This is a genomic window from Salinisphaera sp. Q1T1-3 (genome assembly GCF_003602005.1).
Classification (GTDB): Bacteria; Pseudomonadota; Gammaproteobacteria; order Nevskiales; family Salinisphaeraceae; genus Salinisphaera.
The window spans coordinates 1-16,180 of the sequence record NZ_QZWD01000022.1 but is presented as its reverse complement, the minus strand read 5'-3'; the positions used below and the strand labels follow the sequence as shown (position 1 = coordinate 16,180).

Here is a 16,180-nt window from a genome sequence, read left to right as displayed (position 1 = left end):
TCGTGCTCGATACCGTCGATATTCAGCAGCAGCTCGCCGACCGGTTCGGCCAGGACACGCTCGTCCCGCAGATCACCGCCGATGGCACCCCGACCTTCTGGGTGGGGCGCGACAGGATCATCGAGGTCCTGAAGTATCTGCGCCAGGACACAAGCCCGGCCTACCGGATGCTCTACGACCTGACCGCGATCGACGAGCGCGCCCGTCAGTTCCGTCGCGGGCAGCCGGCATCCGATTTCACGGTCGTCTACCATCTGCTGAGTCTCAAGCCGGTTGCCGAAATCCGGCTTAAAGTCGCCCTCGCCGAAGGCGATCTGAATACGCCGACGGCGACAGGCGTCTGGCCGAACGCGAACTGGTACGAGCGCGAAGTCTGGGACATGTTCGGCGTGACCTTCGACGGGCACCCGAACCTGCGCCGTATCATGATGCCGCCGACCTGGCAGGGGCATCCGCTGCGCAAGGATCACTCGGCGCGAGCAACCGAGTTCGAGCCGCTGCATCTGGACCCGAAACGCCAGGACATCGAGGAAGATGCCCTGCAGTTCAAGCCCGAGGATTGGGGCATGGCGCGCCAGTCCGAGGACAACGAGTTCATGTTCCTCAACATGGGCCCGAACCATCCCTCGGTTCACGGCGTCTTCCGTATCGTGCTGCAGCTCGACGGCGAGGAGATCGTGGGCGCGGTGCCGGATATCGGTTACCACCACCGCGGTGCCGAGAAGATGGCGGAACGCCAGTCCTGGCACACCTATATCCCCTACACGGACCGGGTCGATTACCTGGGCGGCGTGATGAACGAGCTGCCCTATGTGATGAACATCGAGCATGTTCTGGGGATTCAGGTCCCGGAACGGGTCAAGTGCGTTCGGGTGATGCTGTCGGAGTTCTTCCGCATCACCAGTCATCTGATGTTCTTTGGCACCTACGTGCAGGACATCGGCGCGATGAGCCCGATCTTCTGGATGTTTTCGGATCGCCAGAAGGCCTACGACGTCATCGAGGCCATCTGTGGCTTTCGTATGCATCCCGCCTTCTTCCGCATCGGCGGCCTGGCCATGGATCTGCCGCGCGGCTGGGATCGCAAGGTCAAGGAATTCCTCGACTGGTTCCCCAAGCGCCTGGCCGAGTACAAGAAGGCGATGGCGCGCAACAGCATGCTGGTCGAGCGCTCCAAGCACATCGGTGCCTACTCGCAGGATGAAGCCATCGACTGGGGCATCACCGGCCCGGGGCTGCGTGCCACCGGTTTCGACTTCGACCTGCGACGCGACCGCCCCTACTCCGGGTACGAGAACTACGACTTCGAAGTGCCGACCGGGGCCGCCGGCGACTGTCTCGACCGGCTCGACGTGCGCATCGAGGAGATGTTCCAGAGCTGCCGCATCATCGAGCAGTGCATGAAGAACATGCCGGAGGGCCCGTACAAGTCGGATCATTCCCTGACCACACCGCCGGTCAAGGAACGCACGATGCACGACATCGAGACCCTGATCGCGCACTTTCTGACCGTGAGCTGGGGCCCGGTGGTACCGGCCATGGAGTCGGCGACGATGATCGAGGCGACCAAGGGGCTGAACAGCTACTACTCGATCTCCGACAAGAACACGATGAGCTATCGCACGCGCATTCGCACGCCGAGCTTTGCGCATCTGCAGCAAATTCCGCTGATCTCGCAAGGCGGCCTGGTGGCCGATCTGGTCGCGATCATCGGTTCCATCGACTTTGTAATGGCAGACGTGGATCGATAATGGAACTCAGCCAAGGCGAAATCGAGGCCATCCAGCACGAGATGTCCCTCTACGAGGACTCGGGTGCCGCCACCATCGAGGCCCTCAAGGTTGTACAGGAGCACCGCGGCTGGGTCTCCGACGAAGCCATGGCCGCCGCGGCCAAGGTCGTGGGCGTCACCCCGACGCAGATGGAAGCGGTCGCCACGTTCTACAACCTGATCTTCCGCCAGCCCGTGGGCCGACACGTGATCATGCTTTGTGATTCGATCTCGTGCTATCTGACAGGTTACGAGGAAGCGCGGGATCACCTGAAATCGAGCCTTGGTATCGATTTCGGCGGCACCACCGAAGACGGGCGTTTCACGCTATTGCCGATCTGCTGTCTCGGTAACTGCGACCGCGGCCCGGCCATGCGCGTCGGCGAGGATTACCACGGTGATCTGACGCCTGAACGCATCGACGCCATTCTGACCGAGTACAAGTAAGGCTCGCGGAGAACAAGCAATGGAAGAGACGAAAGTACTGACCCAGCGCATTCGTCCCGACCGCTCGCCGGTCTTCATCGACGATTACATGGCCGAGGGCGGTTACGAGGCACTGAAAACGGCACTGTCCGATTTCGGCCCGACCGAAGTCGGCCCGTTGATCAAGGAAGCCGGATTGCGCGGCCGCGGCGGCGCGGGTTTCCCGACCGGCGTCAAGTGGTCCTTCATGCCCCGCTTTGAGGAGCGCCCGGACGAGCGCCCCGCGCACGTCTATCTCGTGGTCAACGCCGACGAGATGGAGCCCGGCACCTTCAAGGACCGGATGATCATGGAAGGCGATCCGCACCAGCTGATCGAGGGCATGATCATCGCGGCCTATGCCATCGGCGCCGACATCGCCTACGTGTTCATCCGCGGCGAATACGTCGAGTGCCAGCGCCGGTTGCAGCGTGCGATCGACGAAGCGCACGAAAAAGGCTTCCTCGGCAAGGATATCCTGGGCTCCGGCTTTAATCTGCAGCTCTATCTGCACATGAGTGCCGGACGCTACATCTGTGGCGAGGAATCCGCCCTGCTGTCGGCGCTCGAAGGCCGGCGCGCGGTACCGCGCCACAAGCCGCCGTTTCCCGCAGCGTCCGGCCTGTTCGGCCAGCCCACGACGGTCAACAACGTCGAGACCATCTGCAACGTGCCCCACATCGTCAAAAACGGCGCCGAGTGGTACAAGGGTCTTGGCCTGAACAAGGACGGCGGCACGAAATTGTTCGGCGCCTCCGGCCACGTTGCCAAGCCGGGCCTGGCCGAGTTCCCGCTCGGCGTGAAGCTTGGCGATGTGCTGGAGCACTTCGGCGGCATTCGCCACGGTCGCCAGCTCAAGGGCCTGCTGCCGGGCGGCGGCTCGACGCCGTTTCTCACCCCCGAGCATCTCGACACGCCGATGGATTACGACGGCGTCGGCGCCGCCGGCAGCCGGCTCGGCACCGCGACCATGATCGTCTTCGACGACCAGACGCCGATCGTCGGGGTGCTCAAAAATCTCGAACATTTCTATGCTCAGGAGTCCTGCGGCTGGTGTACGCCGTGCCGCGACGGCCTGCCCTGGGTGGAGAAGATGCTCATCGGACTCGAGGAGGGTCGCGGGCAGCCGGGCGACATCGAGCTGCTCGATCTGCACGTCAAACTGCTCGGCCCCGGCAAGACCTTCTGTGCCCACGCGCCCGGCGCGATGGGCCCGCTCGAGGCCGGCCTGAAGTACTACCGCGAAGAACTGGCAGCTCTGATTCCCGATGACGCGAAGACGTTGTCGCTCACCGAATCGGCCAATGCCAATCCTCTCTAGACAGCGCACGGTTTAGTCATGGCAACAATCACGATCGACGGCCAGAAATTCGACGTCGACGACACCGAGAATCTGCTGGCCGTGGCCCTGTCCAAGGGCTTCGACCTGCCCTATTTCTGCTGGCACCCCGAGCTGCACAGCGTCGGCGCCTGCCGGCAGTGTGCCGTCAAGTCGTATCGCAACGACGAGGACGAACAGGGCATGATCGTCATGGCCTGCATGACGCCCTGCTCGGATGGCGGCCGCTTCGAGATCGATGACGAGCAAGCCGCCGAAATGCGGGCGCAGGTCATTGAATGGCTGATGACCAACCACCCGCACGACTGCCCGGTCTGCGAGGAAGGCGGTGAGTGTCATCTGCAGGACATGACGCTGATGACCGGTCACACGCAGCGTCGCTATCGCGGCGCCAAGCGTACGCACACGAACCAGGATCTCGGCCCGTTCATCAATCACGAGATGAACCGCTGCATCGCCTGCTATCGCTGCGTGCGCTATTACCGTGACTACGCCGACGGCGACGACCTGCGCGCGCTCGGTTCGCACAACAACGTGTACTTCGGTCGCGAGTCCGACGGCGCGTTCGACAACGAGTTCTCCGGCAACCTCGTCGAGGTCTGCCCGACCGGCGTGTTCACCGACAAGACGCTCGGCGCCCACTACAACCGCAAGTGGGACATGCAGAACGCGCCCGGTATCTGCGGCCACTGCTCGCTGGGCTGCAATACCAGCCCCGGCTCTCGTCAGGGCATCCTCAAGCGCATCCAGAACCGTTACCACGGCGAAATCAACCACTATTTCCTGTGCGACCGCGGTCGGTTCGGCGCCGGCTTCGTCAACCGCGAGGATCGGCCCCGCCAGCCGCTGGTTCGCAACGCCGACGGCGTGCTCGAGCCGCGCGAAATGGACGTCATGCACGACGTCATGACCGATGTGTTCGCCAATGCCCAGGGCGTGGTCGGCATCGGCTCGCCCCGTGCCTCGCTGGAGGACAACTTCGCCCTGCGACATCTGGTCGGCGCCGAACATTTCGCCACGGGCATGGCAGGTCACAATCAGCGCGCGAGCCAAGCCGGTCTGGCGGCGCTGCAGAGCCACGCCGACCGTCTGGCCACGCTGCGCGAGATCGAGTCCTGCGATGCGGTGCTGATCCTCGGTGAAGACCTCACGCAAACCGCAGCGCGCGTGGCCCTGTCATTGCGCCAGGCGCGGCGCAACAAGCACCTGGAATACGCGGCGGCCAACAAGATTCCGAAATGGCATGCCCGCGCCGTACGTGATATCGGCCAGTACAACAACAGCCCGATATTCTCGGCGACGACCCAGGCCACGCGTCTGGACGATATCGTCATGTCGCCTCAGCGTCTGCGCCCCGACGCGATCGCCGAGCTCGGCTTCGCCGTCGCCCATGCGCTCGACAACACCGCGCCGGCGGTCAAGCAGCTCGATAAGGACACGCAGGCGCTGGTCGATGCCATTGCCACGACCCTCAAGAGCGCGAAGAAGCCGTTGATCATCGCCGGTACGAGCCTTGGCGACCCGGCGATCATCAACGCCGCCAACAACGCCATGCAGGCGCTGAGTGCGATCAACGAGGCCGCTCGCCTGTTCGTCACGTTCGCCGAGGCCAACAGCCTCGGCTTGGCGATGCTGGGTGGCAACGACGTAGAAACCGCGTTCGAGTCCATCGAAAGTGGCGCCGCCGACACACTCGTCGTGATGCAGAACTGTCTCTACGAGCGGGCCCCGAAGTCGCGCGTGGATGCGGTCATCAAGCAGGCCAAGAACGTGGTCGTGCTCGATCACAGTTTCACGCGTACCGTCGGCGAAGCCACCCATGTGTTGCCGGCCGGCAGTTTCGCCGAGGCCGACGGCACGCTGGTCAACAATGAAGGCCGTGCCCAGCGCTTCTTCCAGGTTTTCATCCCCGATGCGCCGATGCAGGAAGGCTGGCGCTGGGCTGCGGATCTGGCCGAGGTCGCCGGGCACAAGCCCGAATGGCAGGGCATGGACGATCTGATCGCCAAGATTGTCGCCGACTGCCCGCAACTGGCCGGCATCGAGGAGGCGGCACCGAGCCAGTCGTTCCGCAAGTTCGGCATGCGCTTCCCGCGTAGCCCGCATCGGTTCTCGGGCCGCACCGCGATGTATGCCAACGTTGACGTGCGCGAGCGTCGACCGACGGTCGATGCCGATAGCCCGCTGTCCTACTCCATGGAAGGCTATTACGGCGAATCGCAGCCGCCGTCGACGCTGGCCTATGCCTGGTCGCCCGGCTGGGATTCCAACCAGGCCGCCATCACGCGTTTCCAGGACGAGGTTGGTGGCCCGCTCAAGGGGGGCGACCCCGGGGTGCATCTGGTCCGCAAGAACGGCGACAGTACGCCGGACTTCATCGCGGCCGAGGTCCATGCCGTCGACGGCTGGCAGGTCGTACCGGCGTATCACATCTTCGGCAGCGAATCGCAGTCGGCGCGCGCTCCGGCGATCGCCGAGCGCATGCCGGCCGCCGAATTCCGTGTCAACGCCGACGGCGCGAAGACACTCGGCGTCACCCCCGGCGAGACGCTCGAACTGCGCATCGATGGCGAGACGCATCGCTTCCCGCTGGCCGTCGACCCGTCCCTGCCGAAACAGACGATCAGTGTGCCGGTGGGCATGCACGGTGTCTGTGGTCTGCGCCTGCCCGTGGGAGTTAAGCCCGAATGATGGAATTCACCGACGCCGACGTGCTTGGCATCGTCGGCACTGCCGTCAAGACGATCGTGATTCTGCTGGGCGCCGTCATCATGGCGGCTCTGATGATCCCGATCGAGCGTCGCCTGCTCGGACTCTGGCAGGATCGCTACGGGCCGAACCGGGTCGGGCCCTTCGGGTCGCTCCAGGTCGCCGCCGACATGATCAAGATCTTCTTCAAGGAAGACTGGATCCCGCCGTTCGCCGACAAGTTCATCTTCGTCGTGGCCCCGGCCATCATCATGCTGACGTCGCTTCTGGCGTTTGCCGTGATCCCGTTCTCCCCCACCTGGACGATCGCCAACCTCAACGTCGGCGTACTGTTCCTGCTGGCGATGAGTTCGCTCGGTGTGTATTCGGTGATCTTCGCCGGCTGGGCTTCGGACAACAAATACGCCCTGCTCGGCGCGATGCGTACCGCCGCGCAGATGATTTCTTATGAAGTCTTCATGGGTCTGTCGCTGCTCGGCGTCGTGTTGCTGGCCGGCAGCTTCAACCTGGGCGACATCGTCGAGTCCCAGCGCGGCATGTGGAACGTGATCCCGCAGTTCCCGGCATTCGTGATCTTCTTCATCGCCGGCTGTGCCGAGATTCACCGTGCGCCGTTCGATCTGCCCGAGGCCGAGCAGGAACTCACTGCCGGCTATCACACCGAGTATTCGGGCATGAAGTTCGGCATGTTCTTCGTCGGGGAGTATCTCGGCATCGTGCTGATCTCCTGCCTGGTGACCGTGCTGTTCTTCGGCGGCTGGCTCGGCCCTGTGCTGCCGGGCTTCGTCTGGTTCTTCCTGAAGGCCTTCTTCTTCATGTGCTTCTTCATCCTGCTGCGCGCGGCCACCGTGCGCCCGCGGTATGACCAGCTCATGGCCTTTGGCTGGAAGGTGCTGTTGCCGATCGCGCTTCTGAATGTCGCCATCACCGGCGCCATCGTCGTCGCACAGAGTTAACCCGGGAACTGCCCGGCCGGCCGGGCAGTCCGCTTGCGAGTCGTCATCGAGTCGTTTATGAAAAACGCCGCACAAAACGCTTTCTCCGCCACGTCGAGCGTGCTGCGCACGATCGGCATGACGTTCATGCATACCTTCCGCAAGCGGGACACGATCCTGTACCCGGAGGAAAAGCCCTACCTGCCACCGCGTTATCGCGGCCGTATCGTGCTTACCCGCGATCCGGACGGCGCCGAGCGGTGTGTGGCCTGCAACCTGTGTTCGGTGGCCTGCCCCGTCGACTGCATCAGCGTGGTCAAGACCGAAGACGAAACCGGGCGCTGGTATCCCGAGACCTTTCGCATCAACTTCTCGCGCTGCATCTATTGCGGCTTCTGCGAAGACGCCTGTCCGACCTACGCGATCCAGCTCACGCCCGATTTCGAGATGGGCGAGTTCGATCGTCAGAACATGGTCTATGAAAAGTCCGATCTGCTGATCTCCGGCGTCGGCAAGCGTCCGGGCTACAACTTCTACCGCGTCGCCGGCATGGCAGTCGGTGGCAAGGACAAGGGCGAGGCCGAAAACGAAGCCAAGCCCGTCGATATCAAGACACTGCTGCCGTAAGAGGATCATCGTGGAATTCACCTTCTTTCTGGCAGGCATCATCGCGCTCGCGACCACGCTGCGGGTGATCACCTGTGCGAACCCGGTACATGCCCTGCTCTATCTCATCATGTCGATGCTGGCGCTCGCCGTGGACTTCTATGCACTGGGCGCGGCCTTTGCCGCGACCCTGGAAGTCGTGGTCTATGCCGGCGCGATCATGGTGCTTTTCCTGTTCGTGGTCATGATGCTCAACCTCAACAACGAGACTGTGGCGCGCGAAAAGAGCTGGATGCGGCCGCAGCTGTGGACCGGTCCGTCGATCGCGGCGGGCCTGTTGCTGCTGGCCATGATCTGGGCGCTGGTCACGGGCAGCCCGGCGAGCGGTCGCATCGTCGGCACCGAGCTGTCGGCCAACGAAGTCGGCATGGCGCTGTTCGGCCCGTATGTGGTGGTCGTCGAACTCTCGGCCTTCCTGTTGCTCGCCGCGCTGGCTGTGGCCGCACATATCGGCCGGGAAGATCGTGATCTGGCCGCAGAAGGCGCCGAACACGGTGAACGCGTGACCAATCATCCGGGAGACCATTGATGACGGGACTACCCATTTCCTACGGCATCGGCCTAGCCGCATTGCTGTTTCTCATGGGCTTTGCGGGCCTTGTGATCCGCCGCAACACCCTGTTCATCCTGATGTGTCTCGAGATCATGATGAATGCGGCCGGCCTGGCGTTCATCGTCGCCGGCGCGCAGTGGCAGGCGGCCGACGGTAACGTGATGTTCATTCTGATCATCACGGTCGCGGCCGCGGAGGCCGCGATCGGCCTCGGGCTGCTGCTCCAGCTCCAGAAACGGTTCCGCACCATCGACATCGACGCAGCGAGCGAGATGCACGGATGAGTCTTCTAGTCTTTACATTGATCTTTCCGCTGCTTGGCGCCATCTCGCTGAGCCTGTTCCCGCGCATGGCCGACGGCACCGCTCGGACCATCGGCGCGGCCTCGGTGGGCCTGTCGGCGCTGAGCACGGCGTTTGTCGCCCTGTTCTGGTTCTGGTCCGGCGGGTTCCCGTACATCACCACGCTGTGGCAGTGGATCTCGGTCGGCGACTTCCAGGTCGATTTCGGGCTGTATCTCGACGGCCTGTCGATCACCATGATGGGCGTGATCACGGGTGTGGGCTTTCTGATCCACCTGTTCGCCGCCTGGTACATGGTCCACGACCTGGAAGGCAAGCCGGGCATGGCGCGGTTCTTCGCCTACATGAACCTGTTCATCGTGGCGATGTTGCTGCTGGTGCTCGGTGATAACCTGCTGCTGCTGTATCTGGGCTGGGAAGGTGTCGGTCTGTGCAGCTATCTGCTGATCGGCTACTACTACGAGACGCCGGCCAACGCCTGGGCCGCCTTCAAGGCCTTTCTGATCACCCGCATCGGTGATGTCTTCCTCGCGATCGGTCTGTTCCTGCTCTACGCCGTATTCGGTACGCTCAACATCCAGGCGATCCTGCATCTCGCGCCGCAGGTCTGGAGCGAAGGCGATACGCTGGCCGATATCGCCGCACTGATGCTGCTGCTGGGTGCGTGCGGCAAGTCCGCCCAGCTCCCGCTGCAGACGTGGCTCGCGGACGCCATGGCCGGCCCGACCCCGGTCTCCGCACTCATTCACGCCGCGACAATGGTCACCGCGGGCGTGTATCTGATCGCCCGCACCTACGGCATCTTCCTGCTGGCCCCCGGCATCCATGAACTGGTCGGCATCATCGGTGCCGTCACGCTGTTGATCGCCGGCTTCGCGGCCCTGGCCCAGACCGACATCAAGCGTGCGATCGCCTACTCGACCATGAGCCAGATCGGCTACATGTTCCTGGCGCTCGGCGTCGGCGCCTGGCATGCGGCGATCTTCCATCTGATGATCCATGCGTTCTTCAAGTCATTGCTGTTCTTGACCGCCGGCTCGGTCATCATCGCCTGCCATCACGAGCAGAACATCTTCAAGATGGGCGGTCTCCGCAAGAAGCTGCCCTTTGATTACTGGATGTTCGTGATCGGCGGCGCGGCACTGTCTGCCTTGCCGCTCGTCACGGCCGGCTTCTACTCGAAGGACGCCATCATCTGGCTGTCGCTGGCCAACGGCCACGCGGTGCTGTGGCTGTTCTCGATCATCGGCGCCTTCATCACCTCCGTGTACACCTTCCGCCTGATCTTCATCGTCTTCCATGGCGAACAGAAGACCGAAGCGCATGCCGGTCGCGGGCTCGCCCATCACGTGCCTCTGGCCGTACTGGCCGTGTTGTCGACGTTCATCGGCGCTTTGATCGGCCAGCCGCTGGCCGGCGTGCTGCCGTCCGGCGTGGTCGAAGGCCATCCGTGGATCGAACTGTTCTTCGAAGTCGTCTCCAGCCTCGTGGCACTGGGCGGCCTGGCCGTGGCCATGGCGCTCTATCTGGGCAAGCGTGACTTCATCACGAAGAGCGTCGCGAAGGGACGCGGCGCCGAGGCGTGGCAGTTCTTCCACAACGCACTCGGTTTCGATGCGCTCTATGACCGGGTGTTCGTCAAACCCTATCTCGCCGTCACGCGCGCTCATCGTCGCGACTGGATCGAGGCCGTGGTCAACGTGATTCCGGGGCTCGCCTCGGCACTCAACACGGGCCTCACGGTCGGCCAGACCGGGCGCGTACGCACTTACACCATGGTCATGTTCGCCGGCGCCGCGGTGCTTCTGGCGCTGTTGATGTTCGGATAAGAAGGACGATCGATGCTCCTCTGCTGGCTATTATTCATCCCCTTCATCGGCGGCCTGGCATGCTGGTTCGTCAGCCGCCGCAATCCCGACAGCAATGCTGCGCGCTGGATCGCCCTGGCGAGCATGGCGCTGGTGTTCCTTCCGGCACTCAGCCTGTGGTTCGGCGGCGACTTCAGCCTGCCGTCGCATCTGTCGGCCTCGCCGGACTGGAACCGCGAGCTCAGCGTGCCGTGGATCCAGCAATTCGGCATCGCCTTCCATCTGGGTCTCGACGGGCTGTCGTTGATCATGGTGATGCTCGCCAGCGTGCTCGGCATGCTGGCAATCGCGGCCTCGTGGTCCTCGGTACGGTCCCGGGTCGGGCTGTTCCACGCCAACCTGCTGTGGACGCTCGGCGGCGTCATTGGCATTTTCCTGGCGATCGATCTATTCCTGTACTTCTTCTTCTGGGAACTGATGCTGATCCCCATGTATTTCCTGATCGCCCTGTGGGGGCATGAGGAATACGACCGCGGCGCCCACATGCGGGCAGCCATCAAATTCTTCATCTATACCCAGACATCAGGTCTGTTGATGCTGGCGGCCATTCTCGGTCTGGTCTTCGCCTACTACAGCGAAACCGGCATCCTGACCTTCGACTACAACCAGCTGCTCGGCGCGCATGTCTCCGGTACCTTCGGATTCGTGCTGATGCTGGGCTTCTTCATCGCCTTCGCGGTGAAGCTGCCCAGCGTGCCCTTCCACGGTTGGCTGGCCGATACCCAGGCCAATTCGCCCTCGTCGGGCGCTGCCGATCTGTCCGGCATCCTGGTCAAGACAGCAGCCTACGGCCTGTTGCGTTTCACCCTGCCGCTATTCCCCGAAGCCTCGGCACAGTTTGCGCCGTTCGCCATCGCGCTCGGCCTGATCTCGATCTACTACGGCGCGGTCATGGCGTTCGCCCAGAACGACATGAAGCGTCTGATCTCGTACTCGAGCATCTCGCACATGGGCTTCGTGATGATCGGCCTGTATGCCGGTACGTTCCTCGCCCTCCAGGGCGTGATCGTGCAAGTGGTGGCCTCGGCCATCTCCACCGCGGCACTGTTCATACTGGCCGGCCAGCTCTACGAGCGCATGGGCACGCGTGACATGCGTCAGCTCGGCGGCCTGTTCGGACGGCTCGGTGCCCTGCCCGGCTTCGCGCTGATCTTTGTCGTGGCCTCGCTCGGCATGCCGGCGACGGCCAACTTCATCGGCGAGTTCCTGATCCTCTTCGGGGCCTTCAGCGTGATGCCGTGGGTTGTCGTCGTCGCCTCCGGCGGCATGATCCTGGCTGCCGTCTACGCGCTGTATCTGATGCACCGGGTCTACTGGGGCACGCCGCAGGGTCAGGAGACGATCGCCCGCATGCGTGCTCGCGAGTACGCGATCATGATGGCTCTCGTCGTCATCACGCTCATCGTCGGGTTGTTCCCGAACACGGTGCTCTCGGTCACACAGGGCACGATGAACGACATCTCTCACTGGTTCGCCGCGGGCGTGATCGCCGCGTCGCAGGCAAGTTAAGCGATAGCCGACATGAACGACACCTGGAACCAAGTCCTCGGCGCACTGCCGACGATCTTCGTAGCAATCACGATTCTGGCGCAGTTTCTTGCCGTCACGATCAAGCGGGATCCGCGCGTCACGCATGCCGTGACCGTGGTCGGGCTGAACCTGAGCCTGCTATCGCTGATCGGCCTCGTGGCTTTCGCGCCGATCGCGGTCGGGCCGCTTTTCGAAGTCGACCCCTATGCCCTGTTCTTCTGGGCCGTGGTCCTCATCGCCGGTCTGGCGGGCAGCACCTTCGCCCGTCCGTATCTCGCCGGGTTCGAGGACCGACGAGACGAGTTCTACATCCTGCTCGTCACGTCGGTTCTCGGCGCCATGGCGCTCATCGCCAGCCGCCATTTCGCCGGCCTGTTCATCGGACTGGAGCTGTTGTCGATCCCGCTTTACGGCATGATCGCCTACACCTTCCGCACGCGTGCTGCACTCGAAGCCGCCTTCAAGTACCTGATTCTCTCGGGCGCGGCCTCGGCGTTCCTGCTGTTCGGCATGGCACTGCTCTACGCCGCCTCGGGCCAGCTGACCTACCACAGCCTGTCAGTGGCCGCGGCCGCCGGTCTGGGCACCAGCAGCGATGCCTGGCTGCTGATGGGCGTCGGCATGATGCTCGTCGCCCTGATGTTCAAGCTCTCGCTCGTGCCGTTTCATATCTGGACACCGGATGTGTACGAAGGGGCCCCGGCACCGGTGGGCGCGTTCTTGGCCACCGTCAGCAAGACCGCCGTGTTCGCCGTGCTGCTGCGTTTCTTCGTTGTCTCACCGGTGACCGACAACACCTGGCTGATCTTCCTGATCGGCGTGATCGCGGTCGTCTCGATGCTGGTCGGCAACCTGCTCGCTCTGCGTCAGGACAACGTCAAACGCATCCTCGGATATTCCTCGATCGCCCACATCGGTTATCTGATGACCGCGATCGTGGCCGGTGCGCCGCTGTCCATCGAGGCCGTGGCGATCTATCTGGCGACCTATGTCGGCACGAGTCTCGGCGCCTTCGGCGTCGTCGCGCTCGTATCCAGTCCGTTCTCGGGCAAGGACGCGGCTCATATCGACCATTTCCGCGGCCTGTATTACAAGCGCCCCGTACTGGCTGTCTCGATGGCGTTGATGATGCTCTCTCTGGCCGGAATCCCGTTGACGATGGGTTTCATCGGCAAGTTCTTCATCCTATCGGTCGCCATGGCCAGCGGCCTCTGGTGGCTGGCGGGCGCCATCATCATCGGCAGCGGCATCGCACTGTTCTACTATCTACGTGTGATGGCCGTGCTGTTCATGGATCGGCCGGCCAGTGCCCGCGAACTGGTCGCCGATGCGCCCGGACTGCGTTACGGCCAGTTCATCATCTGGCTTCTGGCAGCCCTGACCGTCCTGATCGGCATCTATCCGTCGCCGCTGATCTGGCTCGCATCGGCTGCCGGGATCGTCATTCCCGCCTGACGGCGCCACGCCCGCAGCCCACGAAAAAGCCCGCGAAAGCGGGCTTTTTTTTGGCACCTGTTCACCGCGTGAACCGAGGCCATATTTCTTTTGGGGCTGTCGGCCCAAAGCCTGTGACCCCGCTCAAGTCAGACGCACGACCGCGCCCGGATTCATCCGACCATGCGGATCAAGCGCACGTTTGATGGCCCGCAGCATGTCGATCTCAACCGCCGATTTCACGCGCTGAATTTCATCGACTTTCAGGCGGCCCACCCCGTGCTCGGCAGCCACGGAGCCTCGCATGGCCACCACATGATCGTGCACCACGCGATGAAGATGGGCCTCGTATTCACGAAAATCCGCATCGGTGATGTCCTGGGGCCGTGTCAGGTTGAAATGCAGATTGCCGTCGCCGACGTGCCCGAATACACAGGGTCGGATGCCCGGAACCACGGCCGCCACATCCGGCAGCGCCACCTGAAGGAAGGCCGGCAGGCGCGACACAGGCAACGAAATATCGTGCTTGATCGAAGCGCCTTCTGCGCTCTGTGCCGGCGGAATTGACTCACGCAGGTGCCATAATGCGTCCATGCCGGGTTCATCGTCGGCGATGGCGTATGCCGTGATCTCACCGGCGTCGCGGCCGGCGGTCAACGCCTCGGCAAAAATCCCGCTCAGCCAACGCCCGCGGGCGGCACTCGCGACCTCGATCAGCAGATACCAGGCCTGCGACGCCTCGATCGGGCATTCGGCGTCAGGCGCGTAGGCCAATGCCAACGACAGCGCCTGCGCCGACATCAATTCGCAGCCGGTGACCTGATCCCCTGTATCCTGTCGGATTCGACGCTGGAAACGTACGGCAGCCTCGACATCGGATACCGCACAGAAGGCGACCGCCCTTTGACGCGGCGGCGACGCGAGGCCCAGCACACACGCGGTGATGACGCCGAGAGTCCCTTCCGAGCCAACGAACAGATCGTTGAGATCGTAACCGCTGTTATCCTTGCGAAGCCCGCTCAGGTTGTCCCAGACGCGTCCGTCGGCAGTGACGACTTCCAGGCCCAGCACCTGGTCTCTGGTATTGCCGTACCGAATGACGTTAAGGCCGCCGGCATTGCTACCCAGATTGCCACCGAGACAACACATCTCACGCGACGCCAGGGCAATCGGCAGATAGAACCCGGCATCCGCAGCCGCACGTTGAGCCTTGCCCAACGTACAACCCGCTTCGACCGTCATCGTCGCATTGTCGGGGTCGATTTCGCGGATGACCTCCATGCGATCGACGTTGAGCAGGATCTGGCCGTTGGCATCATCGGCCGCTGTCCCACCGACAGTGCCAGTATTGCCAGACTGCGGCACGATCGACAGATCATGCGCCGCAGCCAGGCGGACAACCGCAGCAACCTGCTCGGTGGACTCGGGCCGAACGATGCAACGCGCAACGGGCGAAAACGTACCTCGCCATTCCTTGAGATACGAGCGCGCGGCCTCGTCGTCACTGTCGAGCACATGGGTGTGCCCAACAATTGCGCACAACGCCGCGTGCCAGTCGGCACGGTCAGCATTCGCCATGGGTTCCCCTTTTTTAGCCAAGCAGATCAGCGAGTGCCGGTTCAAGCTGTGTATAACGGAAACTGTAGCCCGCCCCGTCCAGCGCTTTCGGCACCGCTCGCTGACCGGTCAATAACAGACGCGCCATTTCGCCCACTGCCAGCTTCAAGGCCGGTCCCGGGATCCAGGCGATCGCCGGGCGATTCAATACACGCCCCAGCGTCTTGGTGAAGACACGGTTGGTAACCGGTGCGGGCGCTGTCAGGTTGAACGGGCCACTGGCCGATTCGTTCGACAGAAGAAACCGGATTGCCCCCACCTCATCGTCGATATGAATCCAGGGCATGTATTGATCCCCGGAACCGAAACGCCCACCAAGTCCGAATTTGAAGGGCGTGACCATCTGCGCCAGCGCCCCGTCGTTTGCGCCGAGCACGACACCGGTCCGAACGAGACACACCCGCACACCGTGGTCCTGCGCGGTCAGGGCTTCAGCCTCCCAGTCCGCACACAGCTTGGACTGGAATTCATCGTTCGCGGCACTGGATTCATCCAGAATCTCATCGCCGCGAGCGCCGTAATATCCGACGGCCGACCCACTGACGAGTACAGCCGGCTTCACACTGCTTCCCGCAATGAACGCAACCAGCCTACGGGTGATCGACAGACGCGAATCACGCATTTCCTGCTTGCGCGCTGCTGTCCAACGACCGTCGCCAAGATTCTCCCCGGCCAGGTTGACGATAGCCTGCGGCGGAGTGGCTGAGTCGAGTGTTTCGATCGGGGTGACATCGGCCGGCAGAACCCGACGTGCGCGATCGGCGTCTCGTGTCAGCACTTCGATCTGCCAACCGTCGTCGAGTAGAACCGGAATGAGATGGCGACCGACAAAGCCGGTACCGCCTGTCATGAGTAGTTTCTTCATGGAGTTGCCCCTATAAAACCGGACACGCATTCTTACTTGCCTGAGCCTGTCTGAATTCCCGCGGTGAGCGCATGTTCAGCGCCTTGTGCGGGTGCGTGTTGTTGTAGTCGTCGAACCAGGCCGGCA

14 protein-coding genes are annotated in these 16,180 nt (G+C 63.0%); 11 read left to right on the top strand and 3 right to left on the bottom strand.

Annotated elements, in window-relative coordinates:
* The first annotated feature begins 2 nt into the window (after window positions 1-2).
* Genes nuoC through nuoN form a run of 11 tightly spaced genes read left to right on the top strand, consistent with a single transcriptional unit; the run spans window position 3 to window position 13,593 of the window.
* Window positions 3-1,751, top strand: a complete 1,749-nt coding sequence (gene nuoC, locus D3260_RS15745; RefSeq protein ID WP_120099569.1) for an NADH-quinone oxidoreductase subunit C/D — start codon at window positions 3-5, stop codon at window positions 1,749-1,751.
* Entirely contained in the window at window positions 1,751-2,218 is a 468-nt protein-coding gene (gene nuoE / locus D3260_RS15740) for an NADH-quinone oxidoreductase subunit NuoE (protein WP_120099568.1), read from the top strand. The genes nuoC and nuoE overlap by 1 nt, the downstream gene beginning before the upstream one ends.
* Before the next feature lie 19 nt (window positions 2,219-2,237).
* The gene (gene nuoF / locus D3260_RS15735) at window positions 2,238-3,557 is read left to right on the top strand and encodes an NADH-quinone oxidoreductase subunit NuoF (protein ID WP_120099567.1); all 1,320 of its coding nucleotides are present in this window, start codon (window positions 2,238-2,240) and stop codon (window positions 3,555-3,557) included.
* 18 nt (window positions 3,558-3,575) lie between these two features.
* Window positions 3,576-6,266: an NADH-quinone oxidoreductase subunit NuoG gene (gene nuoG, locus D3260_RS15730; RefSeq protein WP_120099566.1), complete on the top strand. Its 2,691-nt coding sequence runs from the start codon at window positions 3,576-3,578 to the stop codon at window positions 6,264-6,266.
* Window positions 6,263-7,240 carry an NADH-quinone oxidoreductase subunit NuoH gene (gene nuoH / locus D3260_RS15725; RefSeq protein WP_120099565.1) on the top strand — a complete coding sequence of 326 codons (978 nt, stop codon included), beginning with the start codon at window positions 6,263-6,265 and terminating at the stop codon, window positions 7,238-7,240. The genes nuoG and nuoH overlap by 4 nt, the downstream gene beginning before the upstream one ends.
* Before the next feature lie 57 nt (window positions 7,241-7,297).
* A complete protein-coding gene (nuoI, locus tag D3260_RS15720) occupies window positions 7,298-7,846 on the top strand; it encodes an NADH-quinone oxidoreductase subunit NuoI (protein ID WP_120099564.1) in 549 nt (182 codons plus the stop codon).
* A 10-nt stretch (window positions 7,847-7,856) separates the two neighbouring features.
* On the top strand, window positions 7,857-8,414 hold the full coding sequence (gene nuoJ, locus D3260_RS15715; protein WP_120099563.1) for an NADH-quinone oxidoreductase subunit J: 558 nt from the start codon (window positions 7,857-7,859) through the stop codon (window positions 8,412-8,414).
* Window positions 8,414-8,722, top strand: a complete 309-nt coding sequence (nuoK, locus tag D3260_RS15710) for an NADH-quinone oxidoreductase subunit NuoK (protein WP_120099562.1) — start codon at window positions 8,414-8,416, stop codon at window positions 8,720-8,722. The genes nuoJ and nuoK overlap by 1 nt, the downstream gene beginning before the upstream one ends.
* Complete coding sequence (gene nuoL, locus D3260_RS15705) at window positions 8,719-10,569, top strand: NADH-quinone oxidoreductase subunit L (protein ID WP_120099561.1); 1,851 nt, start codon at window positions 8,719-8,721, stop codon at window positions 10,567-10,569. The genes nuoK and nuoL overlap by 4 nt, the downstream gene beginning before the upstream one ends.
* A gap of 12 nt (window positions 10,570-10,581) precedes the next feature.
* A complete protein-coding gene (gene nuoM / locus D3260_RS15700) occupies window positions 10,582-12,117 on the top strand; it encodes an NADH-quinone oxidoreductase subunit M (protein WP_120099560.1) in 1,536 nt (511 codons plus the stop codon).
* 12 nt (window positions 12,118-12,129) lie between these two features.
* The gene (gene nuoN / locus D3260_RS15695) at window positions 12,130-13,593 is read left to right on the top strand and encodes an NADH-quinone oxidoreductase subunit NuoN (RefSeq protein WP_120099559.1); all 1,464 of its coding nucleotides are present in this window, start codon (window positions 12,130-12,132) and stop codon (window positions 13,591-13,593) included.
* 123 nt (window positions 13,594-13,716) lie between these two features.
* On the opposite strand, the gene D3260_RS15690 is transcribed toward nuoN, so the two are convergent.
* The 3 genes from D3260_RS15690 to D3260_RS18195 form a co-directional block, all read right to left on the bottom strand.
* On the bottom strand, window positions 13,717-15,150 hold the full coding sequence (locus D3260_RS15690) for an FAD-binding oxidoreductase (protein WP_120099558.1): 1,434 nt from the start codon (window positions 15,148-15,150) through the stop codon (window positions 13,717-13,719).
* 13 nt (window positions 15,151-15,163) lie between these two features.
* Entirely contained in the window at window positions 15,164-16,054 is an 891-nt protein-coding gene (locus tag D3260_RS15685; RefSeq protein WP_120099557.1) for a TIGR01777 family oxidoreductase, read from the bottom strand.
* A gap of 10 nt (window positions 16,055-16,064) precedes the next feature.
* Window positions 16,065-16,180, bottom strand: a 116-nt coding sequence (locus D3260_RS18195) for an integrase core domain-containing protein (RefSeq protein ID WP_370456270.1), incomplete at its 5' end; no start/stop codon positions are given.